This is a genomic window from Faecalibacterium sp. BIOML-A4 (assembly GCF_009679665.1).
In the GTDB taxonomy this organism is placed as follows: Bacteria; Bacillota; Clostridia; order Oscillospirales; family Ruminococcaceae; genus Faecalibacterium; species Faecalibacterium taiwanense.
Genome location: NZ_WKZG01000020.1, coordinates 1 through 24,164 on the forward strand (window position 1 = coordinate 1; position 24,164 = coordinate 24,164).

25 protein-coding genes and 4 pseudogenes are annotated in these 24,164 nt (G+C 53.4%); 16 read left to right on the plus strand and 13 right to left on the minus strand.

The genetic code is table 11. From position 1 onward, the window contains the following. From GKG34_RS13180 to GKG34_RS13225, 10 genes and pseudogenes are all read right to left on the minus strand, one after another. Window positions 1–275 (minus strand): annotated as a pseudogene (locus GKG34_RS13180) (ATP-binding protein); the annotation flags it as partial. Between the two features lie 68 nt (window positions 276–343). Further along, window positions 344–583 (minus strand): hypothetical protein, encoded by a 240-nt coding sequence (locus GKG34_RS13185; RefSeq protein ID WP_005940599.1) that lies wholly within the window; start codon window positions 581–583, stop codon window positions 344–346. A gap of 791 nt (window positions 584–1,374) precedes the next feature. Next, window positions 1,375–2,649: an SLC13 family permease gene (locus GKG34_RS13190; protein WP_005940589.1), complete on the minus strand. Its 1,275-nt coding sequence runs from the start codon at window positions 2,647–2,649 to the stop codon at window positions 1,375–1,377. A 359-nt stretch (window positions 2,650–3,008) separates the two neighbouring features. Then, entirely contained in the window at window positions 3,009–3,635 is a 627-nt protein-coding gene (ttdB, locus tag GKG34_RS13195; protein ID WP_005940583.1) for a L(+)-tartrate dehydratase subunit beta, read from the minus strand. Continuing rightward, window positions 3,635–4,534, minus strand: coding sequence for a L(+)-tartrate dehydratase subunit alpha (gene ttdA, locus GKG34_RS13200; protein ID WP_044953528.1), 900 nt, complete (start codon window positions 4,532–4,534; stop codon window positions 3,635–3,637). The genes ttdB and ttdA overlap by 1 nt, the downstream gene beginning before the upstream one ends. A gap of 74 nt (window positions 4,535–4,608) precedes the next feature. Beyond that, entirely contained in the window at window positions 4,609–5,877 is a 1,269-nt protein-coding gene (locus tag GKG34_RS13205) for an SLC13 family permease (RefSeq protein ID WP_044953526.1), read from the minus strand. Between the two features lie 428 nt (window positions 5,878–6,305). Beyond that, the gene (locus GKG34_RS13210; RefSeq protein WP_044953533.1) at window positions 6,306–6,926 is read right to left on the minus strand and encodes a DUF1847 domain-containing protein; all 621 of its coding nucleotides are present in this window, start codon (window positions 6,924–6,926) and stop codon (window positions 6,306–6,308) included. A 19-nt stretch (window positions 6,927–6,945) separates the two neighbouring features. Further along, a complete protein-coding gene (locus GKG34_RS13215; protein WP_005940691.1) occupies window positions 6,946–7,590 on the minus strand; it encodes a GntR family transcriptional regulator in 645 nt (214 codons plus the stop codon). Continuing rightward, window positions 7,568–8,146 (minus strand): GntR family transcriptional regulator, encoded by a 579-nt coding sequence (locus tag GKG34_RS13220; protein ID WP_005940688.1) that lies wholly within the window; start codon window positions 8,144–8,146, stop codon window positions 7,568–7,570. The genes GKG34_RS13215 and GKG34_RS13220 overlap by 23 nt, the downstream gene beginning before the upstream one ends. Before the next feature lie 202 nt (window positions 8,147–8,348). Continuing rightward, the gene (locus GKG34_RS13225; protein WP_154256510.1) at window positions 8,349–8,597 is read right to left on the minus strand and encodes a DUF6061 family protein; all 249 of its coding nucleotides are present in this window, start codon (window positions 8,595–8,597) and stop codon (window positions 8,349–8,351) included. Between the two features lie 456 nt (window positions 8,598–9,053). Here GKG34_RS13225 and GKG34_RS13230 point away from each other — a divergent pair. Then, window positions 9,054–9,236 (plus strand): annotated as a pseudogene (locus GKG34_RS13230) (DUF6061 family protein); the annotation flags it as partial. Window positions 9,237–9,301: 65 nt separating this feature from the next. Here GKG34_RS13230 and GKG34_RS13235 read toward each other — a convergent pair. From GKG34_RS13235 to GKG34_RS15945, 3 genes and pseudogenes are all read right to left on the minus strand, one after another. Next, complete coding sequence (locus GKG34_RS13235; protein WP_005940681.1) at window positions 9,302–9,664, minus strand: helix-turn-helix domain-containing protein; 363 nt, start codon at window positions 9,662–9,664, stop codon at window positions 9,302–9,304. A 36-nt stretch (window positions 9,665–9,700) separates the two neighbouring features. Further along, window positions 9,701–9,862: pseudogene (locus tag GKG34_RS15940) on the minus strand (Crp/Fnr family transcriptional regulator); the annotation flags it as partial. Between the two features lie 38 nt (window positions 9,863–9,900). Beyond that, window positions 9,901–10,866, minus strand: a pseudogene (locus GKG34_RS15945) (ABC transporter substrate-binding protein); the annotation flags it as partial. A 374-nt stretch (window positions 10,867–11,240) separates the two neighbouring features. Between GKG34_RS15945 and GKG34_RS16095 the strand changes: the two are divergent. From GKG34_RS16095 to GKG34_RS13315, 15 genes are all read left to right on the plus strand, one after another. Then, window positions 11,241–11,366: a hypothetical protein gene (locus GKG34_RS16095; RefSeq protein ID WP_005940669.1), complete on the plus strand. Its 126-nt coding sequence runs from the start codon at window positions 11,241–11,243 to the stop codon at window positions 11,364–11,366. 224 nt (window positions 11,367–11,590) lie between these two features. Then, a complete protein-coding gene (locus tag GKG34_RS13250; protein ID WP_005940666.1) occupies window positions 11,591–12,358 on the plus strand; it encodes an alpha/beta hydrolase in 768 nt (255 codons plus the stop codon). 101 nt (window positions 12,359–12,459) lie between these two features. Next, window positions 12,460–13,323, plus strand: a complete 864-nt coding sequence (locus GKG34_RS13260; RefSeq protein WP_005940663.1) for an MBL fold metallo-hydrolase — start codon at window positions 12,460–12,462, stop codon at window positions 13,321–13,323. Then, window positions 13,320–14,036, plus strand: coding sequence for an L-2-amino-thiazoline-4-carboxylic acid hydrolase (locus tag GKG34_RS13265; RefSeq protein ID WP_005940660.1), 717 nt, complete (start codon window positions 13,320–13,322; stop codon window positions 14,034–14,036). The genes GKG34_RS13260 and GKG34_RS13265 overlap by 4 nt, the downstream gene beginning before the upstream one ends. Next, a complete protein-coding gene (locus tag GKG34_RS16100) occupies window positions 14,021–14,152 on the plus strand; it encodes a hypothetical protein (protein WP_278244221.1) in 132 nt (43 codons plus the stop codon). Before GKG34_RS13265 ends, GKG34_RS16100 begins: the two co-directional genes overlap by 16 nt. Next, window positions 14,110–14,505 carry a hypothetical protein gene (locus GKG34_RS13270; protein ID WP_005940657.1) on the plus strand — a complete coding sequence of 132 codons (396 nt, stop codon included), beginning with the start codon at window positions 14,110–14,112 and terminating at the stop codon, window positions 14,503–14,505. The genes GKG34_RS16100 and GKG34_RS13270 overlap by 43 nt, the downstream gene beginning before the upstream one ends. A 10-nt stretch (window positions 14,506–14,515) precedes the next feature. After that, entirely contained in the window at window positions 14,516–15,289 is a 774-nt protein-coding gene (locus tag GKG34_RS13275) for a hypothetical protein (RefSeq protein ID WP_005940654.1), read from the plus strand. Window positions 15,290–15,300: 11 nt separating this feature from the next. After that, window positions 15,301–16,143: a class I SAM-dependent methyltransferase gene (locus GKG34_RS13280; protein ID WP_005940652.1), complete on the plus strand. Its 843-nt coding sequence runs from the start codon at window positions 15,301–15,303 to the stop codon at window positions 16,141–16,143. Further along, window positions 16,140–16,772: an L-2-amino-thiazoline-4-carboxylic acid hydrolase gene (locus GKG34_RS13285; RefSeq protein WP_005940643.1), complete on the plus strand. Its 633-nt coding sequence runs from the start codon at window positions 16,140–16,142 to the stop codon at window positions 16,770–16,772. The genes GKG34_RS13280 and GKG34_RS13285 overlap by 4 nt, the downstream gene beginning before the upstream one ends. Window positions 16,773–16,778: 6 nt before the next feature. After that, the gene (locus GKG34_RS13290) at window positions 16,779–17,381 is read left to right on the plus strand and encodes an L-2-amino-thiazoline-4-carboxylic acid hydrolase (RefSeq protein WP_005940640.1); all 603 of its coding nucleotides are present in this window, start codon (window positions 16,779–16,781) and stop codon (window positions 17,379–17,381) included. A 22-nt stretch (window positions 17,382–17,403) separates the two neighbouring features. Next, entirely contained in the window at window positions 17,404–18,150 is a 747-nt protein-coding gene (locus GKG34_RS13295; protein ID WP_005940637.1) for an alpha/beta hydrolase, read from the plus strand. A 417-nt stretch (window positions 18,151–18,567) separates the two neighbouring features. Beyond that, complete coding sequence (locus tag GKG34_RS13300) at window positions 18,568–19,422, plus strand: AraC family transcriptional regulator (protein WP_223388001.1); 855 nt, start codon at window positions 18,568–18,570, stop codon at window positions 19,420–19,422. Window positions 19,423–19,528: 106 nt separating this feature from the next. Further along, window positions 19,529–20,305: a hypothetical protein gene (locus GKG34_RS13305; RefSeq protein WP_243139274.1), complete on the plus strand. Its 777-nt coding sequence runs from the start codon at window positions 19,529–19,531 to the stop codon at window positions 20,303–20,305. Between the two features lie 74 nt (window positions 20,306–20,379). Continuing rightward, entirely contained in the window at window positions 20,380–22,149 is a 1,770-nt protein-coding gene (locus GKG34_RS13310) for an ABC transporter ATP-binding protein (RefSeq protein WP_173012851.1), read from the plus strand. A gap of 3 nt (window positions 22,150–22,152) precedes the next feature. Then, window positions 22,153–23,880 (plus strand): ABC transporter ATP-binding protein, encoded by a 1,728-nt coding sequence (locus GKG34_RS13315; RefSeq protein ID WP_154256514.1) that lies wholly within the window; start codon window positions 22,153–22,155, stop codon window positions 23,878–23,880. Window positions 23,881–24,164: the final 284 nt, after the last annotated feature.

Below are 24,164 nucleotides of genomic sequence, written 5' to 3' on the forward strand. Positions count from 1 at the left end.
CTACATAGCGGTGTGTGGTGCATCTGTGGGCTGCGGCCATTGTCGTTTTCAAACTTCCAGTCCAGCATTGCCGGGTCAGAAAATCCCTCTGTTTTCAGCCGCCGTACACGGTCAAGGTGCTTTTGCTGGCTGATAAGGGCTTCCTGCTTTACCCTCTCGGTGCGCTGGCAGCTGCATTCGATTGGGTGCTTGTTCTTGCCCATCAGGGCAATGCCTTTTGCGAAGAACGCTTCCCTTGGCGTATGACATTTTCCGCAGTACAGCAATCCATCCATGCCATAATAATCTTCGACATTTTCGGGAATACTGGAAACGGACTGTTCTAAAATTTTCTCGATCGTCTTTATAGGCTTTCTCCTTCCTTGAAGGTGTAGTCCGGGATGCCCGGTTTCGATTTTTGTTCTGCTTTCTGCCGTTTTGCCCAGATGCGCAAGGTGGCAGCATGGTCGGCATACTTCTTACCTGTGGACTGGATATAAGCCGAAAGTTGCTCGATCAGGCTGTCCAGCCCGGAAAAGTCAGCCTTGAGCTGGTTGTACTCTTTTTCCGTCAGATCCTCCGGCGGTAAAACCCGTTTCCTCATACGATTCTTTCAAATAATCCTGATTGTTCTGCTCCCATTCTTCGTTTGTCATATACATGGAAATGACCCTCCTTTCACTGGCGTTACAGAAAAACAATGTGGTCAATTTGACCACATTGTTTTCTGGTAACTGAGGAATCAACGTTTAGCCGTTCTCCCCGCATGGCTTTCCTGCCCCCCTTCCGGCGGCGTTTTCCGGCTCTCCTTTGCGGGGTCATCGCCGGGTATCCCATGCAGACGGTCTTTCGATTTTCAAGGTACGGTGCTGAATTTGGCAATAAAAAATCGCCACACAACAACCTGAACCTGACCATCCCTTCTGGGATGGCCTTGGTTCGGGTTTGCTATGTAGCGATAAGAAAGTTAAAAACTTGCTCCGGCCCCTTCGGGAGCCGAGCTGGAACTCTAAGTAAATATGTTATATTAAATTGTTGGAATAGGTTACCACAAAAATCGAGCCATGTCAACGTGAACTTGTCGGGACAAGGCCCCTCCATCTTGCTACGCAAGACCGTTCTGTCGCTTAAAAGCCCCACTGGGGCTTTCATTGCTCCGCTGCGCTTCGCAAACGCGAACTTTTGAGAACACGCTGATTTCGGCAGCTTGCAAGAAAACACAAGGAAAACTTTGGCAAAAAGAGAGAGGGCCGGACGGTGCCAGCCCTCTTGACAGAATTATGAGATGCTCAAAAACTTCTGCTGCTTTTATTACGGTTTTCAAAAATAGCGCCGAACAGAACGGCATATTTACGATATGCAGTTTGCGCATACTACTGCGGTGGGAAAATAGAATCAGGCAAAAGGATAAAGTGTCGGCAGGAAAAATACGGACACGACAATGAGGATGAGCGCCAGCGGGGTACCACACTTGAGATAATCCTTCAAGGTGTATCCGCCCGGCTCGATGATCATGATCTGGCAGGGAGCTGCCATGGGGGTCATGATGGACACACAGCTGGCTGTGATCACGCCGACCACGGCAGCACGGGGGTCTACGCCCATGCGGATACAGGCGGAAGTGACCAGTGGGATGAAGATGGTCAGGGTAGCCAGATTGGACATGACCTGTGTCAGAATGAAGGGAACAAGGAAGAACACCAGCATAATGATGTACGGATTGGTGGTATCGCCCAGCAGGCGGATCATCCAGTCTGCCACCACATCGCCTGCACCGGTGGTCTGGATGGCGTCCGACAGAGCCAGCACACCGGCAAACAGGAAAATGGTCGGCTGGTGGATGGAGTTGAGAGCTTCCTTCTCGGTCAGCACACCCGTCAGCACCAGAGCGGCAGCGCCGATGCAGGAAGTGAGATACATCTTGACACCAATGACATTTTCCAGCAGCATCATTGCAATGGAGACCAGAACGATCAGGACAGCCAGTTTGCGCTTGAAGGGGCTGAGTTTTTCGCTCTCAGAAGCCGTATGGGCTGCATCTGAAAACTGCTCGTTGGGAATATCCGGCATCAGCTTATAGCCAACAAAGGTCATGTACAGGATGGCAATGGTCAGCATCGGGATGCGCGCAATGGTGAAATCCCAGATGTGCAGCGGCATCGGTGCGCCGGCCTGCATCATGACATCGTTCCATGCCATGTTGGAAGCACCCTGACCGAGAAAGGTCATCTGGGTGGCAATGTTGGCACAGGCCATAGAAGGATACAGCAGCTTGCTGCGGCTCACGCCAATGTCGTTCGCAATGCCTACCAGCAGAGGGATCATGATAGCGGCAGTTGCGGTGGCACTGGTGATGGCGCCCAGAAACGCACCTGCCACGCAGGAAAGAAAGATCAGCATCCGCATATTGTCCTTGTAGCGGATGACCAGACTCTGGGCTTTGTCAATCAGGGGCGTTTTGGTCAGCCCTGCACCGATGACGAACATGGCTACAAACATGACCACGTTCGTGTTGATGAAGCCGCCAAAGGCCTCGGCAGGGGTCTTGATGCCGGTGAGGATCAGCGCCAGAATGATGCCGGTAGAAATGACCGAGAACGGGACTTTACCGGATACAAAGGCGATGATCGTTACAAGCAGGATGACCAGTGTGATCTCCAATGGGCTCATTTGGGTTGTCCTCCTGTGGATTACTTCCACCTTGCAGATGCAAAGCAGTGGCAAAGGTGTGTAGAACAAAAAGAACGGTCAAGATCTTCTTTGTCTGCATTTTTTTCGTGCACATATTTGACCGCAAATAGCAACACCCAGGATGCTGATATGGCAGACAGCATCCGGGGTGTTTTGCGGAGAAGCAGAATAAACAGGGTAATGAAGATAGGAGTAAATGATAAGAAGTCTGTTGGATCTGTGAAAGCAAATATGGTTGTTAGAATTAACGTGATAGTGAGTTCATTTTAGGAGAAGAAGCTTTTGATGGATGGTTGCTCTCCGCAGGGTATAGGCAACGCTGGCTTCGCAGTTGGATCTTATTTGATGAAGCCAACGTGCTTGCAAATTTCCTCGACGGCCTTATCCTTGCGCTGATTGAAGATGACCTTGTTCTCTTCGAACAGGTTGCGACCCTCAGCGTCGATGGAAACGATCAGGGGGCCAAACTCGTTAACGTGGCAGTGCCACAGAGTTTCCGGCATACCGAGGTCACGCCACTGGGCCTCGACGATCTCCTCCACTTCGGTGGCAGCCACAACGGCGTTACCGGCAGGGAAAACACAGTGGATGGCACCGAACTCCTTGCAGGCGCGCTCGGTGTTGGGGCCCATGCCGCCCTTGCCCACGATGACGCGGACACCGGACTTCTGCACGAACTCATACTCGAACTTCTCCATACGCATGGAGGTGGTGGGGCCCACAGACACCATCTCGAACTTGTCGTCCTCCAGAGGGCGAATGATGGGGCCGGCGTGGAAAATGGCAGCGTCCTTGACGTCCACAGGCAGCGGGCGGCCCTCTTCCACGAGGCGGCGGTGCGCCACGTCACGGCAGGTGGTCAGGTCGCCGTTCAGGTAAACGACATCACCGATATGGATGTCCTTCAGGTCTTCTGCGGAGACCGGAGTAGTAAGGATCTTCTTTCCGTCTTTAATGGTCAGCATTACAAAGTCACCCCCGAATGAGTATCAATGGTGTAGTTCAGATCTTTATCAAAAATGATGTGGCCGCGGCGATGGCTCCAGCAGCCCACGTTGACGGCAACGCCAATGGCAGAAGGATGGCGAGCAGTGTTCTCAATGTGCACGCCCATGACGGAGTACTTGCCGCCCATGCCCTGAGGACCAAGGCCGATGGAGTTGATGCCGTCCTCCAGCAACTTCTCCATATAGGCTGCGCGCTCGTTCTCGTTGTGGCTGCCCAGAGGACGCATCAGAGCCTTCTTGGACAGCAGAGCGGCGGTCTCAACAGAGGTGGCAACGCCCACGCCCACCAGCAGCGGAGGGCAGGCATTGATGCCGTAGCTGGTCATGACATCCATGACGAACTTGGTCACACCTTCGTAACCTGCACCGGGCATCAGAACCATGGCCTTGCCCGGCAGGGTGCAGCCGCCGCCTGCCATATAAGCGTAGATTTCACACTTGTCGCTGTTCGGGATGATATCCCACCACACGGTGGGAGTGCCCTTGCCCACGTTCAAACCGGTGTTGAACTCATCGAAGGTCTCAACACTGTTGTGGCGCAGAGGTGCTTCAAAGGTAGACTTGACCACAGCCTCCTTCAGCAGACCCTCCACCTCACCGATGAGGGGGAAGTCCACGCCGCACTTTACCCAGAACTGCAGCACACCGGTGTCTTGGCAGCTGGGGCGGTTCAGCTCCTTGGCCAGCTTCTGGTTGCGCTTCATGGTCTCGTAGATGACCTTGGACAGAGGAGCATCCTCCTGTGCGCCCAGCTCATCCAGCTTTTTGATGATGTCGTCCGGCAGCACCTTGGCGATATGGCTCACAAAGTTTGCCATATAGGTCGTCATCTGCTGCACCTGTTCCTGTTTGTTCATTCCATTTCCTCCTTGAATGATTTGGCTTTGGTACATTTGTGTGTTTGCTTCACTTATTCAACGCTCTGCCCGTATTACTGCGGGAAGAACGGAAATGCGATGGGAAGGATCACCATGCTGACAACCGTTGCGATGAGGATGAGGGGCAGGCCAGCCTTGGCATAATCCTTGAAGGTGTAACCGCCGGCGGAAACCACCATGGTGTTGGCGGGCATACCGATGGGCGTTGCGTAAGCGCAGGAGCCGCCGATGACACAAGCCATCAGGACTGCGCGGGGGTCGGCACCCATGCCCTGTGCGATGCTCAGGCAGATGGGAACCATCAGGGCGGTAGTAGCAGTGTTGGACATGAAGTTGGTCATGACGCAGCAGAGCAGAAAGACCACCAGAGTCAGGACGTAGGGAGAGGGATTCTCGCCCAGAGCACCAATGACGATGTTCGCAATCTCTGCGCCTGCCCCGGTCTTATCCAGTGCAGAGGCCAGAGACAGCGTACCACCGAAGAGGAAGATGGTCTTGAGGTCGATGGACTTCAGGGCATCTTTCTCGGAGATGACACCGGTGAGAATCAGAGCCAGCGCACCGATACAGCCGATGATGTTGAGCTTGATGCCGATCTGCTTTTCAAAAATCATGCCCAGCAGGGTGAGCACGAGGATGACAAGGGAGAGCACCTGTTTCCACTTGGGAACATTGCTGAAGTCCTGCTCGCCGCTGAAGGAGTCATCATCGGAGACGGGATGGTTGGGCAGCAGCTTCATGCCAAGGGTGGCGTAGAAGAGGATGCCGACGGCGAGGATGGGCAGGCCCACGATGGCGTACTCGAAGAAGCCGAAGGACATCCCGATCTCACCCAGAGCGCTCTGGGCGATGAGGTTGCCCGGTGCGCCGATGAGGGAAAGGTTGCCGCCCATGGCCGCTGCAAATACCAGCGGCATCAGCAGCTTGGAGCGGGCATAGCCGGACTTTGCCGCAATGCCGATGACCACGGGGATCAGGACGGCGGCGGTGCCGGTGTTGGAAAGGAAGCCGCTCATCAGGCCAACGATGACCATGATGGCCACGATGAGGCTGCGCTCAGATTTGGCAAAGTGGGTAACAATGCCACCGATCTTGTTGGCCATGCCTGTTTCAAACAGTGCACCGCCGACAATGAACATGGCGACGAACAGGATGACGTTGCTGTCGATGAAGCCTGCAAAAGCAGTCTTGATGTCCAGCACGCCGGTGACGACCAGACCGATACAGACGATCATGGACGTTACGCCGAGGGGGATCTTCTCAAACACGAACATGACGACCGCGAAGAGAAGAAAGAGTAGGGTGATAGTTGCTGCTGACATACCGGGGAATCCTCCTTTAATGAAATATAATGTATCCATTTTTATCAGAGCAAAACAGCCCTGACTTTCGGAACGCCCCAGCTGCACCTCGTTGTGCAGAGTCTTTGCCGCCGTGCTGTGCCCTCACAGCCCTTTTTCGTTCTGGAAGAATCTGCCCGGAACCTTAGAATTCCGGGAATCTCGGCAGCGTCTTTTTTAAATCTTTATATTTAATCTGTGATAATGTATCCACTTGACGACACGAGAATACACCCGAAACAGAGATTTGTCAATCCCTTTTTTCGAGTTTTGTCGCATTGCACGGATTATGTACCAATTTTTGTGCACGCCAGACAAACAGTAGGATACAAGAAAATCTCCCTCCGCCGCCTTCTGCAAAAAACGTGCGATCTCCATCTGCTTTGGAGATCGCACGTTTTTTCCTTCTTTTATTCCAGCCGCTTTTTGAAATACCCCTCGGCACAGTAAATGGCACCACAGGGATTATGCGCCAGAACACGATCCTTGGCCACCAGCGTTGTGACCATGGCGTCCGAATACTTATAAAACATCGAGTCGTGTCCCACACAAAGTCCGACCTCAATGTTGAAATCGGTGTGCTGTTCGTTCAGAAGCTTTGCCTGTGCGATGGGGTTGCACATGGCCTCAAATTCGCCGGGGTGGATCTTGACCTCTTCCGGGATGCCCACTTCTTCTTTGGAGATGCCGCCGGTCTTGCAGATGACCGACACCACCTCAAACCCCTGCGCACGGAGCAGGTCGGCCACGATGCGGGCTTCCTTCCGCAGACCTTTGCAGAATGCAAGACCCAGCTTGTGGTAGCCCATCCGCTTGCAGAACTCCACCGTCTCCTTCAGGCGGGGCCATTGACAGTAGCCAAGCCCCTCAATGGCCGAACAGTTGACGTAGAAATCGTGATTCTCAGGCAAATCATAGCCGGCGCGGGCGGCCTCCATCACCGAAGCATTCCGCATAGGGCAGTTTTTGGGCATCTTTTCCGGCTCGTTGTTGGCGCAGGCCAGAACCGTACAGTTCGCACAGGTATACACTGTCTTGTCCTCCTTGATCTTATAAATAATAGGTCAGCGCATCGTCCATGCTGCGCAGGATGTGCTTTTCCATTTCAGCCCGTGCGGCCATCGCATCCCGTGCTTCCAGCGCTGCATAGATCTTTTTATGCTCGCTCTGGGAGTTGAGGGCATAGTCCAACTCGCTCATCTCCACGCCAATGGACAGGCCGTTCCACAGCTCCGAGAGAAGATTGCGCATTTTTTCATTGCCGGAAGCTTCCCAGATCTCAAAATGGAAGGACTGGTTGTAGTCAGTATAATTTCCGGCCTGCTGAAGAGAAAGAGCCTCCTCAGCAGTATCCACGCAGTTTTTGATCTTGGACAGGTCAGCGTTGTTCTGGCAGCAGAGCATACAGGCGGTGCCTTCCAAGGCAGCGCGCAGCTGGTAGTGCTCCCGAATCGTTTTTTCCGTTACGCCCAGCACAATGGCGCACTTGTTCTGCTTGACTTCCAGCAGACCGTCACGGGCAAGAATCTGAAAGGCCTCCCGCACCGGCGTGACCGACACGCCGAGTTCCTGTGCGGTGTTTTCCAGCGTGAGTTCTGCGCCCTCCGGGATGCTTTTTGAGATAATGGCTTTCCGCAAAGCGGAAGCTACCCGCTCGCGGGCAGGCAGCAGCTTAATGGGTTTCAGTCCCAGCATATTGACTCCTTATCGTTAAAATCAGATGCAGCAGTTCTTCTTCATAGGCGTTCCATGCCTCCAGCACATCAGGGGAGCCCTGACGGTCCAGCATCAGCAGGCGGGCAAGCCGGTCGTTCACCGGCGTAGGACGTGCGCTCACGGCAAAGGCAATGTAGGTCTCCTGGATGCTCTCCAGCAGCTTGCGGTGCAGCGGATAGGACAGGACGGTCCGCAGAGTACGGTGCTGCAGCATCTCGCCGCCTGCCAACATCGCATCCTGCGGCAGCGCACGCATAGCCTGCCGTTCCAACTGAGCCCCCAATGCCAAAATTTGGCGCAGTGTCTCTTCGGTCAAATCTGCCGCTTTTATCCGATTGTTGGGCAGGCGGATGATAAGACCCTGATATTCAAGGATCATCAAGGCCTCCCGCACCGGCATCCGAGAGACACCGAGACTCTCTGCCAGTTCGTTCTGGGTCATTTCAGTGCCCGCCGGGATCTGCCCAGATAAAATGGCCTGCTGCAGGGCTTCCACTACACCGCCGTTTTTCTTCTGGATGCCGATATATTCCATAGAGTCCTCCGTGCAAATGTCTTTTTTATATTGTATCCAATTTTACAATAAAAAGCAAGACTTCCTTTATGACAAACAAAAATACCCGGCAGATTCTTTATGAAAAATCTGCCGGATATAGACCGGGTGCCCTTGGGGCGTTCCATTCTGAAAAATTGCAGGGCAAATGCAAGCTGTGTTAACTGTTATGTAACCTTGTCAATCAATCTTCCATTCTTCCATGGTCACAGCCAAGTGACAGGTAGTGCTCAATCTCCCCACCCAGCACCATCTGTGCATACTCCAAAGGCTTATGGTAGAGCAGCCAGTCAAGTTCTGCCCGCTGTGCCGGGGTGTTGCCGTAATCGTCCTCCACGGCGATGCAGTCGATGGCAAGAGTGATGCCATCCTCGAACCGGGCTTCCACCCGGTTGGTGTCCATGGTGTAGCGGCAGGAAAGCAGTTTGTTCATAGGGAACTTCTTTCTATATAAAGTAGTGTCTGTTCGATTGTCCAAATCTCTGCCATGAATCATAGTTGTGAATGTACATTTGATACTTGGTCTAAACAGGCAAGATTTCAGCTGCTGTTTTGGGCTCGAACCTGACCGGTTTCCCGGCTTTGCATAAAAATCCGATCCCTGTTTTAAGAGGCTGATTTTGGCTCTGCACATTTTTGCACACCGGAACGGCTGGATAACGGATGCAAGATGGAATGACAGGTGCAAAGAATGCAGCAGATGCAAAATACAAATTTACGGTGAAACGATAAAAATGACGAATTTACGCAATTCTGAAAATTGACGATTGTTGCACGTTGGTTTCTCTTAATCAGTGGGCCCAGGGTTCGAGTCCCTGGAGGTGCACCACAACAACAAAATCCGAACTTTTTTCCAATAGGAGAAGGGTTCGGATTTTTTGTATTCTATGGGAGAAAAATTTCCATTGACTGTACCGGGGTCGAGGATGCACTGGATGTGACCATGGCGCAGCAGACGGAACTGGACTACCTTATCTACAATGACCCACTGGGCTATGCGGATTTGATTCTGAACGGCGACCCGAAGGAATATTTGAAGAATGTGTCCGGTAGTCGTACACTAAAAGATTAAAAAGTAATTGTCTGTCGAACAAAAATATTCGGCAGACAATTTTTTTCATAGATTTAGAAGTACTGTCAGTTCCAACCATACAAAAACGTTGGGTTCAACAGGTGAATCTTTGCACCGGAAAAATCAAGAATCCTCTCATCGCGCATCCGGCACAGCTCACGGGAAAGAGCACTGCGGTCCACACAGAGGAAATCTGCCAGTTCTGTCCGGGTGTAGGGCAGACTGTAACAGCCTTTTTCATCGGGTGTCAAGGTTTGAAGATAAATCTTCAGACGATCTCGAAGCCGTTTTTGTGCTAAAATACGCACTTTGGTGTTAAAAAAGAGAAGCTGCTGCGCCATATCCTGCATAAGATTTGCTGTGACTTGCATCCGGCAGGGACAGGTCAGCGTCTTCTGTGACATCAATGCGCTGAAATCCAGCTGCATTACGGTACAGTCCGAACTGGCACGCAGACAGACCGGACTTGCCGTCCAGCCAGTACAGGCCAGTTCTGCACCAAATACTTCTCCGGGACAAAAACGGCAGATGCTGATTTGATTGCCATTTTCATCATAAAAAAATTCTTCCATCGTGCCATCCAGCAGAACACCCGTATTGTGGCTCTGCTCACCCAGCTCGACGATGTGCGCACCACGAGGATACCCAACGTAGTGTTGTAGACCCGGCCGCTCTTCACGGCAGTCAGGGTGGAGAAGTCAGCACCGTCCACATTCCCGCTCAGCACGTCCTCGGTGCGCAGGGGCTGCAGGCCGGGACCATCCAAGAAAAGAATATCGGGATCCCAGCTATAAATCTGCTCCATGCTGGCCTGTGCAAAGCCAGTGGCTTCCAGTGCCTTGTCTGTTACGCCCAGACGCTTCATCCAGTAGGTGCCAAAGGTGCCCTGGCCGGATACCTGCGGCACACCGTCTGCATACTTCCACAGAATCAGCGCACTGGGGCGATCCGTTTGAGGAATTTCCGCAATACGGGCTTCCACATCGGTCACGATCTCATCACCGGCAGCAACAAAGGCGTCGGTCTTGCCCGGTTCGTTGAAGATCTGCTCCAGCAGCTTCAGCCACTCTTCGTAACGTTCAATGGGATCAGCTTCCGTAGATGCGCCCACGGTAGCGAAACCGATGGAGGGGATTCCGCTGGCCTTCAGGATTTCGGCATGGGAGGAGTTGCCAGCATTGTACAGGATAACATCAGGGTTCAGCTTCATGATCTCCTCGATGTTCAGGTCGCTCTGAGCATAGACCGTATCGCTGGACTCCAGAAGCTCCGGGGCGATATTCTTCAATACAGTGTCAGAAATGACCGACTTGAAAGAGCCGCAGTAACCCACGATGTAGGGAGCACTGCCCTCAAAATAAGCCATGTAGGTGGACAGGATTGGAATCTGGTCGATGACGACACGGGTGACCTTATTAGGCACTTCTACTTCGTTGCCGCCGTGGTCTACGACGGTATGGGTACCGGTCTCATCCATAGATGCGGCAGAGGAAGTTGCTTCGCTGGATACAGCGGAAGAAGCCACAGAAGAAGCCGTGCTGCTGGAAGAAGAACCGCAGGCGGCCAGAACACCGGCTGCACTTACAGCAGCCATGGCAGTGATAAACGAACGACGAGAAATTTTTTTCATGGAAAACTCCTTTGATAAATCAATGGTTCTTTGGTTGTGGAAGTTAGTTAGTGATAACCAACTGTAGAGCAGTTTATCAAATTCACTTTCCTTTGTCGGTTGCTATGGCAACGGCAGCGCAAATTTATGTGATGGTAAAAATAGCAACAAAAACAGGGTGCGCCCCTGAATAGGACGCACCCTGCCATCGCAATTCACGATTTGATTCGTTGATAACAACCGTGAATTGCATATCGTAAATCGGTCGTTGAGAATTGCGCTGTTTGTAAAACTTGCGATTAAGACCACAGACAACAGCGATATGTACAGCAGGGAGTTCCCCAACGGGAACGCTCTGTTTTTCTTCATATCTGCTCAGCTTTGCCGCCGGAGCCATGCTGTATGTGGTGGTGGAGGAACTGATTCCGGAAATGTCGCAGGGACAGCACTCCAACGTCGGCACGGTGTTTTTCGCGGTGGGCTTCAGCGTGATGATGGTGCTGGACGTGGCACTGGGGTGATGGTTGGGGGACGGAAGCGAAATCTTTTTCAAAATCTCCGAAAATGACTAAACTCCTTGACAGAGGAGACGGCAGGGCGTATTATTTTGGCAGAAGGACCGCTGAGAAGCGGCTTTTTATAAGACTGAAAGTTAGCTTTACCTAACTCACAACTCTGCCCTATACGAAGAAATATATCTCTTCTATTTACAGGTGGAAAATAAATAGAGAAGGAGCGTATCAGGATGAAGATCTACCATTTTGGTGCAGAGGATGCCCCGGTGCTGTTGCTGCTGCCGGGCACCTGTTGCCATTGGAAAAGCAATTTCGGGGCGGTGATCCCGCTTCTGGCTGACAGCTTCCGGGTGCTGTGCGTCAGCTACGATGGCTTTGATGAGACTGAACAGACCGAATTTCCCACCATGCTGGAGGAGACCGAAAAGATCGAGGCCTACCTCAAGACCCACTGCGGCGGTCGCATCCGGGCGGCCTACGGCTGCTCTCTGGGCGGCTCATTTGTGGGGCTGCTGGCGGCACGGCAGAACATCCACATGGACTGTGGCATTCTGGGCAGCTCTGATTTGGATCAGGCGTCGCCGCTGACGGCAAGCTTGCAGACGGATTTTCTGCTGCCATTGATCTACCCTGTGGTGCGGGATGGAAAGATTAAGGCGAAATTTCTCCAAAAGCGTCTGGACAAGTGTGCTAAAGAGTCGGGGGATTATGTCAAGGCTTTTCTGAAAATGTTTGGCGATGCCCGCCCTTATGTGACCATGCAGAGCTGCAAAAACCAGTTCTACTCCGATCTTATCACTCCGCTGCCGGATAAGATCCATGTGCCCGGTACCGAGATCCATATCTTTTACGCCCTGAAGATGGGCAAAAAATACCGTGCCCGGTATCAGCAGCATTTTGCACATCCTGTTCTCCATGAGCAGAACTTGCAGCACGAGGAATTGCTGGCCTGTCACCCGGAGCAGTGGGCGCATCTGGTAAAAAGCATTGCATTGTGAACGGTAAAACGTATCTGGAGCAAGCAGGATTTTGTAAGATCCAGAACCACAAAAATAAAAAGGGCTGGCTGTGCATCACAGCACAGAAATGAGGTGCGATCATGTCGAAAAAGGCAACGGAATTTCAAAGAAAAGCAATGAGCTGGATGTACCGGGGCAAGGAGATCTTCAAGCCATTGAACACCGGCTGGATCGACAAGAATGTTGCCTGCGTGCGCGAATGGGTGGCGAACATCTTCTTCTACCGCAAAGGCGATACGACCATTATGGTCGATGCGGGATATAACTACGACCGCCTTGCCGAAAAAATGGGCTGGCTTGGGATTGATCCGAAGTCGATACATCATATCCTTATCACCCATCAGGACACCGACCATGTGGGTACGGTGGAAGCAGACAGTCCGGGGCTGTTCCGAAATGCGAATCTGTACATCGGTGAGATCGAGAACCGGTATCTGATCGGAGAAGCACGCCGCAGGGTCATTTACCACCTTTACAAGCTGCCGCAGGCGACGATCAACAATGAAAAAGTGCTGCTGCACGATGGGCAGGTACTTGACATTGACGGCGTCAGGATCGAGTGTTTTCTGGTTCCCGGTCATACATGGGGACATATGGTCTACCTCATTGACGATAAGTACCTTTTTACCGGCGACACGCTGTGGTTTGGCGCGGACGGCGGCTACAGCTTCATTTCCTCACTGGCGGAGGACAATGAGCTGGCTGTGCAGTCACTGGCGGAGCTGGAGCGGAAACTGCGCGCACGTGGGCTGCATCCATATTTCATCACCGGTCACACGGGATGGACGGACAATTTTGCCTTTGCGTTTGCCCACAAAGACAAGAGCTGTTCACCATTCAAAAAACGAGTACACGACCCATCGGCACCCTATGATGCCTACGACGAATCGGACGACACCGAAGAAAATGCAAAGAGCGGTTTTCTGAAAGGCGTGGGAAGATGAAGGACAGTGAATTACAAATTGACCGTAGCTGCCATGTGCTATATTCCAAACCCTGCAAAAAGGAAATTCTGGCGAAAATCACTCTGCACTATCCGGAGGTGGAGCGCGAGGCGGTCTGGGAGCAGGTGCAGCTGAGATACGCAGAGCTTCTTTCTAAGTGGCGCACCGACCTCGGCGGTAAAAAGAATTTTCACAACGGCGTAGGCGGCACCTACGACTGCATCGCCATCATGTGCTTTTACGATGTGTGCCGGGATGTGGTCACATTCCGCGAAATGGAAGAGATAGAAGAAAATCTGATCCTGCCGTCCTTCTGGAAGCTGCGATTCGTTGACATCAACAAGCCGTTCTGGAAGAAACTGATGCACATAGCGTTCCTTCGGGCAAAAGCGGGCTGTGACAAGTGGCACGATTATGAAATGACGGTGGCTCCTTACGAAAAGAACAAGCCCATCTATTATGAATTTACGGCGTGTCCGGCGGCGGAATTTGCCAAGCGGTTCGGATTTGCGGACATTATGCCCGCCCTGTGCAATGTGGACTATGCGTCCATGGAACTGCTCCATGCCAAGCTCGTGCGGACGACCACCTGCGTGGACGGCTGCCGATGCGACTATACCATCTGCGGCGACAAGGATCCGTACTTAAAGGAGCATCCAGAATACCGGGATGAAAACGGATACAGGAGGAACAGGGAATGCTCTTACAGGTGATTCTGGAAGGTCTTGGGTTGGGAGTTCTGCTGGTTCTGATCTGCGCTGCGGGCATCCGTAAGGGGCTGTTGGGATGGTGCATCTTTACAGCCCAGCGGTGCAGCAGCGGTGCGTAAAACTGGGGCTTACAAGCCCGGAACGCATCCGACGCAACAGCCTGCTGTTCAAAGCAGTCTGCATTCCCGGCTATGTGCTGGTCTGTGTCTATGGGATAAACGGTGCAAAGGGCTTTGTTCAGGGTTTCTGGCAGTTACTCGTCATCTTGTCCGTTATGAATCTCATGGACCGCCTGTTGGTTGACAGCTATTGGGTGGGGCACACGAACGCATGGACGATCCCCGGAACGGAGGATCTGAAGCCCTACATTACTGCAAAAGACAAGCAGAAAAAGTGGCTGTTCGGTACGGTAGGTATGGCAGCCATAGCGGCGGTACTTGCGAGAATTATGATGCTTCTTATGGAAAGCTGAGGCGATATCAATGATGTTTCAAACTTATGGCAACAGGAATCATCCTGCGGTGCTGTTCTTTCATGCTATGGGTGTGACGGGGGAGAGCAGCGAACCGGTTGCAAACTATTTACAGGATCGGTATTTCTGCATTTTACCTACCTCCACCGTGTACTGCAAAGGGCAGAAATATGTCAGCAAGGCGGACGAGGTTCGTCAGGTGGAAGAATACCTGAAATCGCAGGGGGTGGAACGCCTTGAACTGGTTGTGGCTTCTTCGATCGGTGCTGACCTTGCCATGGCGTTTTTGACAGGCACGAAGCTGCCCATCGGACATGTTTTCTTTGACGGCGGGCAGTTTGCACAAATCGGAAAAGGTACGCGCCGCATGATGACACCGTTTCTGTATCTGGCCATCAAGAGCCTGTACTGGTCAAAGGGCGGCACATTGAAAAAGATACTGTGGTGTGACGATAATTCCATAAAGCCGTATTTTATAGCCGCAGGGAAAAATCTGACCTACACAAATTTGCGGCGACAGATTCTGGACAGCCTGGAGGATAAACCCTTTCCAGCACTTTCCGAAGAACTGCAAAAGCATCTCTATTTCGAGTTTGGCAGCATAGAAGATCATTTCAAATACCGTCAAGCGGTGATAGAAGCCTATCCCTGTGGCAATTACCCCGTATTTGAGGGATACGATCACATGCAATATCAGATTCGTGATCCGAAGGGCTTTGCTGAAATGCTGGCATTTATCGCTGAGCAGGACGGTATGCCGAAGCTGCCGTTTATCAGAAAGTGAGAGGACCCGATATGAAATACAAAATCGAGAAAAACACCGTGCAGGAGACGCTGATCCTCCCACTGTATTCCCGGAAGTTGTGTACCGAACTGTACCCAAACCTTTATCGGGACGAAACAGCGGTTCAGCTGCTCGACCAGATCGACTACGATTTTTCGCAGGCAGAGGAAAACTCCCGCAGCCTGATGCAGCGGTTCGGTGCACTGGAGGTCGCCATGCGGCAGAATGACCTTGCCTTTGAGGTGCAGGCATACCTGAAAACGCACCCCTGTGCGGCGGTAGTCAATCTGGGCTGCGGGCTGGATAACACCGGCAGAGCCTGCGACAACGGCAGATGCAAGAGCTACAATCTGGACTTCCCGGATGTGATCGCCTTGCGGCAGCAGCTGCTGCCCGCCGGGGAGCGGGAGCAAAACATCCCCTGCGACCTAAAAGACCCCGCATGGTTTGACAAGATCGATGCCTCCGGCGGGGCGGTGTTCTTTGCCTCCGGGGTGTTCTATTACTTCCTGACGGAGCAGGTCAAGGCGCTGGTGCAGGGGATGGCAGATGCTTTTCCCGGCGGGGTGCTGGTGTTCGATGCCGCCAACCGCACGGCGGTAAAGATGATCGCCAAAACGTGGCTCAGGACGGCGAAAATCAAGGATGTGGGAGCATATTTCGCGGTTTCGGATGCGAAAAGCGAGCTTTCCCCATGGGACAGCCGTTTGCAAGTATCCAGCAGGGGCTATATGATGGGCTACAACGACCTGAAAGACCCTTCCGTCAGCGGCTTTTTCCGATTTCTCGCCAAGATCGGGGACAACGGGATGAAAATGCAGATCGTGAAGATCGGATTTGGAGACAGACAATGAAATATGCCGGAATGCCCTTTGGAATGTGGGTGCTGTTTTCAGGCTCCTTTCAAAAGCAGCTGACCGCTGTGCTGGGCTATGATGCAGCCACCGCAAAAGCCATCACGAAAAAGGCAAAGCCGCAATACCGGCAGATCATCCGCAGGCTGCCGGAGTTTGAAAAAGCGGACCGCTTCAAGATGAACATCGTCAACTGCGCAATGCTCGGCGCGTTCATCCTCTCCATGCCGCAACGTCCGGAGGTGGACAGGCTGACGGATTACTACGCAAAGTCCATGATGACAAAGCCCATGCAGTGGTTCTGCCGCAAGAGCGGAAAAAGCAAGTTTACCCCAAAGGATATTGCCGCCATGAAGGCCACCGCTGCTCTGAAAGCCGCCGACCGCAACCCCTACTCGTGGAACATGGAATTTTACGAATACCCTGACGGCAGCGGCTACGAAGGACGCTTTACCAAGTGCGGCATCTGTGTGCTGATGAAGGAGCTGGGGCTGTATGACCTGACCCCTGCTTTGTGCCATCTGGACTACACCATGAGCGAAGCAGGCGGTGTGACAAATTTTGTGCGGCAGTATACCCTTGCTTCCGGCGGACCCTACTGCGACTGCGGGTACAAAAAGAAAGGGTAACGGACGATGAAGAGAAAGGAAACTTACCTTTCCCGTGATTTCCGGGAGACTGCGGCACAACGTTTTCCTGCGCAGGCAAAGCAGCTGAACGCCGCTTTTGATATGCGCCTGAATGCGCTGCTGGCTGAAAATGCAGATGCAAGCAAGGAAAAGCAATACCATCTCAAGCGGCAGATATTGCCGGGCATTTCGGCCTACGAGACCTTGCAGCGGGTCATGCCGAAAGAAGAAGCACTGCAAACCGTTCACGGCTATGTGGAGCACTTGGCGAGAACGAGCCACAAACAGCTTGCCGCCCTGCTGCACATACCGGGGCTTTACCGCCTTGTTCCCGGCGTTTTTGTCAAATCCACCCGGAGCGTTTTCGGCCCGGCGGCGGGCTTTGTCCCAAAAGAACTGCAGACCGGTAACGGCATCTGGCGTGTGGATATGATGAAGTGCCCCTATCACGACACCTGTGCGGACTACGGCTGTCCGGAGCTGTGCCGCTGCTTTTGCGACAGCGATGACATCAGCTACGCCGGGTTGCATCCGAAGCTGATCTGGGAGAGAAGCATGACGCTGGGGCGCGGAAATGACCGCTGCGATTTTTGCATGAAGGTCAGATAATAGCGGGGGGGGGCAGATTGGTATGGAAATCAAACGATTCGGCAATATAGAGGGAAAGACCATGATGCTGCTGCACGGAAATCTTATGTGCTGGCAGCAGTTTGAGGACTTGATCCCGCTGCTGGAAAGGAAATTCTGCGTGTATGCCGTCAGCTTCGATGGCTTTGATGGAACCGGTGAAACGACCTACACGACTGCCCGGGATCAGGCGGACAAGTTGGCCGCTTATATTGAAAAAGAGCTTGACGGACAGTTGGATCTGCTTTTTGCAGAGTCGCTGGGCTGCGGACCGGCTGTTTTTCTGAAGGCTTCCCCAACCGTTCAGATCGATCGGATGATCCTCAGCGGGCCGGAGTATCTGGATTTCGGAGTGCTGAATCGACTGATTTTGAAGGTCATGCCGCAAAAGCAATATCGAACGGCACACGAAAAGTACATGCCTGCATGGGCACTGCGCTTTATGGGGCAGACGGAGCAGGGAATGCAGACTATGCTCCGCCGTATCCCGGATCATATCAGTTTGGAATCCGTCCGGGCCACTTGGGAGGCAGGACTTTATCTCTATCGAACGGACTTTTTGGTACAGCCCGATGCAAAGGTCGCCTGTTGGTACGGAGAAAAAGAAGGGCACATGAAAAAGGCCATCCAGCGGCTGCGGACGGCATATCCGAGCCTGATCGTCCGCTGTTTCCCCGGTTTCGGCCATGGCGAGATCATCAATCATCCGGCACTGCTTGTGTCGGAGATGGAACGCTTTTGGCTATTATGATTACGAACAGGAAGCGAAGAAAATGAAGAAAGAAGAATCAAAGCAGTTCATCCGCTGGTGCATCGCGGCTGCGGTGTATGAGAAAAAGCACTCTGCGCACCTCGCAGGATGACAGCGATTGAAGATCAGAAACGGTTCGCAGATCTGTTCCGGAAACTGGATGCGGAGATTCACAATGTTCCGGGCGGTCATGTGGGCTTCATCGTTCAGGCGGAACGGTATCTTGATTTGATGGAAACATTTTTGCAGAGAAATGGAATTTGACAGTTCACGTCTGCGAATCAGTAAGAAAAAGCGAATCTTCAGGAAAAGAGAATGGCTATGTATAAATCACTTTTTGATCTTTCCCCGGAGCAAACTGCTTCTACGGCGATGCCCCGCACCGTCGTGTTCTCCAACGGAACGGGGAGCGGGAGTATGACCATCTGTCCACTGTTTTCGGGGGCAGAACTGTACTACAACGATATGCATCTTGTTTCCTTTGACGAGGCTCCCGCACCAGCGCGGAATGTGATCGAGATCAACCACTGCCGCGTGGGGCGTTACGAGTGCAGTTTTGGGGAAAATAGCTGCTGCTATCTGGCAGCAGGGGATTTTGCGGTGTGTGCAGCAGCGCGCAAGAAATCCTCCTCCTGCTTCCCATTGCGGCACTATCACGGCATTACCATTCTGCTGGATCTGGATGCAATCTCGCCGGAAATGCGGAAACAAATGGAATGGTACAGCGTAGACCTTGATGTCATACGGCGGCACATCTGCACGGAAAACCGCTGCTGTATCCTGCGGTCAGAACCGACCATTGCCCATATTTTTTCAGAGCTTTACACAGCGCATTCTGTGCCGGACACCGGCTATCTTCGGCTGAAAGTGCTGGAGTTGCTGCATATTCTGACCCGGCTGAAAAACAGGGAAGATGTGCAGCAGACAGAGTATTTCAATCAGCATCAGGTGGAGTGTGTGAAGCAGGCTGCGGCTCTTCTCACGCAGGAACTGACAGTTCGCCGTACAATCGAACAGCTTGCACAGGAGGTCGGCCTTTCGCCTACGGCATTAAAAAGCTGTTTCAAAGGCATTTACGGAAGCTCGGTCTATGCGTATCAGAAAGAGTACCGGCTGCAGCTGGCACAGAAGCTACTACTCGAAACCGATTGCACGGTTGCTGAAATCGCCCATCGGGTCGGGTACGAAAATCCGAATAAGTTTTCTTCTGCATTTCGGGAAGCAGCCGGCATGACGCCTACGGAGTATCGGAAGATGCGTCCGATTGGATAGATTCTGTCGATTTGGTTCTTGCACAGAAAGTCCGGTTCCAGTAAAATCAGTATCGTGATTAGTTGAAGCTAACGCCGATATTCTGATTTTGTGGAGGAAATTGATAATGCGTTTGATGAAAAGAATTCTGAGTGCAGCTGCTGTGCTAGCTCTGTCTGCTTCTCTTCTGGTTGGCTGCAGCAGCGGCACGGCGAGCTCTGTTCCCGTTTCTGCAAGTTCTGCCGCAGAAAGCACTGTTTCTTCCGTAGAAGAGACCGCCTCTTCTGCTGTGGATGAAAACGAAGCTGCCGCTGCACAGCTGCTGAACGACCTAACAGGCAGCTATCAGGAACTGTGGCCGGTGATTCTGGCGGACGAATATAAGCAGACATGGCTGGATGATTGTACCGCTCTCGTGGGCGAGGACAATGCCGAAGCTGCTTTTGAGAAGCTGTCCTCTATGGTGACAGGTGATGTTTACGGCGAAGATGCAGTCAAAGCGTATGCCAACGGCGGCGGAGCCTATTTCTGCGGCTTTACCAATAGCCTTGCGACCTTGACCTTCGATGGTGAAACTTCTACCATTTCCGGCACCGATAAGGACGGCAATGTGCTGTTCTCCCATGCCTATCACTATATTGGCATGGAGCCTGTGCGTGGGCTGTATGAGTTTGAAAGCGATGATGCCGATTCCGGCGAGTTCACCTACTTCTTCCTTGCGCCGGACACCAGTGCGGAAACTTACCATATTGAGTTCCGCTATGGTTCGGATGCAGAAGCTCTGAGCCAGTACGATGCAGGCGAATATGCTTACTGGCTGGCCTCCGGCATTTCCACCGACTGTGACCAGACGATGATCGACAACTGCATTGAGCTGTTCTGTACTGAAAATCTAGCAGGTTAATACGCAGAATGTGCTGTGGAGCAAAAACGCCACGGCACATTTTTGCATAAAAACTATTTGAAGGAGGTCTTTTCGTGAAAAAACAGTCCGATCTTTCCCGGTTGATGAGCTATGCCGGGAACTACCGATATTTCACCTACGTCTCGTGGGTACTGTCTGCGGTCAGTGCGCTGGTGGCGCTGGTGCCTTTTGTGTACATCTGGAAGATCCTGCGGGATGTGCTGAACGCTGCGCCGGACTATGCGCAGGCGGTGAACATCCCCCATTACGGCTGGATGGCAGTGTTGTTTGCGGTGCTGTCCTACCTCATTTACATTGCAGCGCTGATGTGCTCCCATCTGTCGGCGTTCCGGGTGGCGACCAATCTGCGGCTGGCGGTGTCGGAGCATCTGGCGGTGCTGCCGCTGGGCTTTGCCGAGACCTTCGGCAGCGGCAAGCTGCGCAAGATCATCCACGAGAGCACCGGAGCCGCCGAGACCTATTTGGCACACCAGCTGCCCGACCAGTACAACGCCATCGCCACCCCGGTGGGGCTGTTGGTGCTGCTGCTGGCATTTGACTGGCGGCTGGGGCTGCTGAGCCTTGCGCCGGTGGTGCTGGCTTTCCTCATTATGACGACCATGACCGGCAAGCGGATGGCTGAAAAAATGCGGCAGTACGGCAACGCCTTGGAGGCGATGTCCAATGAGGCCGTGGAGTACGTCCGGGGTATCCCGGTGGTCAAGACCTTCGGGCAGTCGGTATTTTCCTTCAAAAAGTTCAAGGCCACCATTGATGAGTATGAAAAGTGGGTCATCTCCTACACCAAAGACCTGCGCCTGCCCATGATGTTCTACACCGCCGCCGTCAACGGCGTGTTCGCCTTTTTGATCGCGGGCGGGCTGCTGTTCACGACCCACGGCGTCACCCCGGAGTTTCTGCTGAACCTGCTGTTCTATATCATCATTACGCCGGTGATCTCCCTGACTTTGACCCGCATGATGTACATGAGCGAGAGCAAGATGGTGGTAGCGGATGTGCTGGCACGCATCGACTCGGTGCTGGAGGCGGCGCCCATGCAGGTGCAGGCTGTTCCGCAGCACCCGAAGGATTCCTCTGTCACGCTGCAGGATGTGCATTTCAGCTACGACGGAAAAAACGAGGTCATAAAGGGCGTTTCGCTGGAGATTCAGCCGGGACAGACCGTGGCTTTTGTAGGTCCATCCGGCGGCGGAAAATCCACGCTGGCAAACCTTGTCTGCCGGTTCTTTGATGTGCAGAGCGGCAGCGTCCGGGTGGGCGGAGCGGATGTGCGGGACATCCCCAAGGAAGAGTTGATGGACACCATTTCCTTTGTGCTCCAGAACAGCCGCCTGCTCAAGGGCAGCATTCTGGACAACGTCCGTCTGGGTAGGCCGCAGGCCACCGAAGCCGAGGTGCTGGCAGCACTGAAAGCTGCACAGTGCATGGATATCGTGGAGAAGTTCCCGGAGGGCATCCATACGGTCATCGGCACCAAGGGCGTGTATCTTTCCGGCGGCGAGCAGCAACGCATCACCATTGCCCGTGCCATGCTGAAAAATGCGCCCATCCTGATCCTGGACGAGGCCACCGCCTTTGCCGACCCGGACAATGAAGCAAAAGTACAGGCCGCTTTTGCCCAGCTTGCCAAGGGCAAAACGGTGCTGATGATTGCACACCGCCTGTCCACCGTCGCCAACGCCGACTGCATCTATGTGGTGCGGGATGGGCAGATCGCAGAATCCGGCACAAAGGACGAGCTGTGTGCGCAGAATGGCCTGTTTGCCCGGATGTGGCAGGATTATCAGGCATCAGTGCAGTGGAAGGTCGCAAAGGAGGGGTAAGGAATGATCGAAAAAATTCAACACGCAACGGCCAGCTCCCCGGAGGGCGCAAAGGGGCTGGTAAAGGGCGTTTTGGCCTGTGCGTTCCAGAACATGGCGTTCATGCTGCCCACCGGGCTGCTGTATCTTCTGGTAAAAGACCTGCTGGAAGGCTCTACGAGCGGGAGAAGCACCTTTTATCTGGTGGGATGCGTTGCCTGCTTTGTGCTGATTTTGCTGACCACATGGTTCCAGTATAACGGCACCTATTTTACCACCTATAAAGAGAGCGGCACCCGTCGCCTGACCCTTGCGGAGCGGCTGCGCAAGCTGCCCCTGTCCTTTTTCGGCAAGCGCGACCTTGCCGACCTGACCAGCACCATCATGGCAGACTGCGAGGTGTTGGAAAAGGACTGCTCCCACTTCATCCCCGGTCTGTTCGGTTCCCTCATCTCTACCGTGCTCATTGCCCTGAGCCTGTTCGCCTTTGACGGACGGATGGCACTGGCGGCGCTGTGGGTCATCCCGGTATCTGTTGCCATCGTGGTGGGCAGCTACTGGGTGCAGGACAAGGTGCAGGCCAAGACCATGGCGGCGAAAATGGCCTGTGCGGACGGCATTCAGGAGTACATCGAGACCCTCCGCGACCTGAAAGTCAGCAATGCGGAGCAACGTTATCTGTCCGGCCTTTCCGGAAAAATTCGGGCAGTGGAAAAGCAGTCCATCGTGGCAGAACTGACAACAGCGCTGTTTGTGTCCTCCGCCGGCATGGTGCTCAAGCTGGGTATTGCGTCGGTGGCGCTCACCGGTTCGGTGCTTCTGGTGCAGGGCAGCATCGACGTACTGACCCTGTTTCTGTTCCTGATGGCGGCATCCCGGATGTACGACCCCATGCAGGGGGCTTTGCAGAATCTGGCGGCGGTCATTGCCATGCGCACCAATGTAGGACGCATGAATGAGATTCTGGACGCTCCCCTGCAGACCGGCAGCGAACAGCTGACCAATCAGGGCTGCGATATCGTGTTCGACCATGTGGGCTTTGCCTATAACTCCGGCGAGACGGTTCTGCGGGACGTTTCTTTTACCGCAAAGCAGGGCGAGGTCACGGCACTGGTGGGCCCCTCCGGCGGCGGCAAAACTACCGTTTCCCGGCTGGCGGCACGGTTCTGGGATTACCAGAAGGGCAGCATCACCGTGGGCGGCATGGAGGTTTCCCAAATCGACCCGGAAAAGCTCATGAGCCTGTATTCCATCGTCTTTCAGGATGTGACCCTGTTTGACAACACGATTCTCGAAAACATCCGTCTGGGCCGCAAAGGTGCAACGGACGAAGAGGTTCTGGCGGCGGCAAAGCTGGCAAACTACGAGGAATTTGACGAAAAGCTGCCGGACAAGTGGAACACCAACATCGGCGAGAATGGCTGCGCTCTTTCCGGCGGCGAGCGTCAGCGCATTTCCATCGCCCGCGCCTTCCTGAAGGATGCGCCCATCATTCTGCTGGACGAAGCCACCGCCAGCTTGGATGTGGAGAACGAAACTGCCATTCAGGAGGCTCTATCCCGGCTCATAAAAAACAAAACCGTCCTCATCATCGCCCACAGGATGCGCACCGTAGCCGGTGCGGATCAGGTGGTGGTGCTGTCGGGCGGCATCGTGGCCGAGCAGGGCAGCCCGGCAGAGCTGTACGCCCGGAAGGGACTGTACACCCACATGGTGGATCTGCAGTCGGCAAGCCAGAACTGGACGATCTGAGAATGATGGCGGCTTTTATTGGAACAAAGAATTGTATTCGGTTAAAAAAACGGATAATCGCCCGCAGTTCCAGCAGATGATCAAGGACAGCGAACGTGGCATCTTTGATGACTGACCTGCGGGATTGGTTAAAGGTACACAACATCAAAAATTCAATGGGCGGGGAGATGTCCTACAATACGATTTAGCGGATGCTGAGTAATCGCCGGTACATCGGCGAATTGCGTTTGCGGGATGTGGTACAGCCCAATACGATCCCGGCACTTGTGTCAGGTGAACTTGTC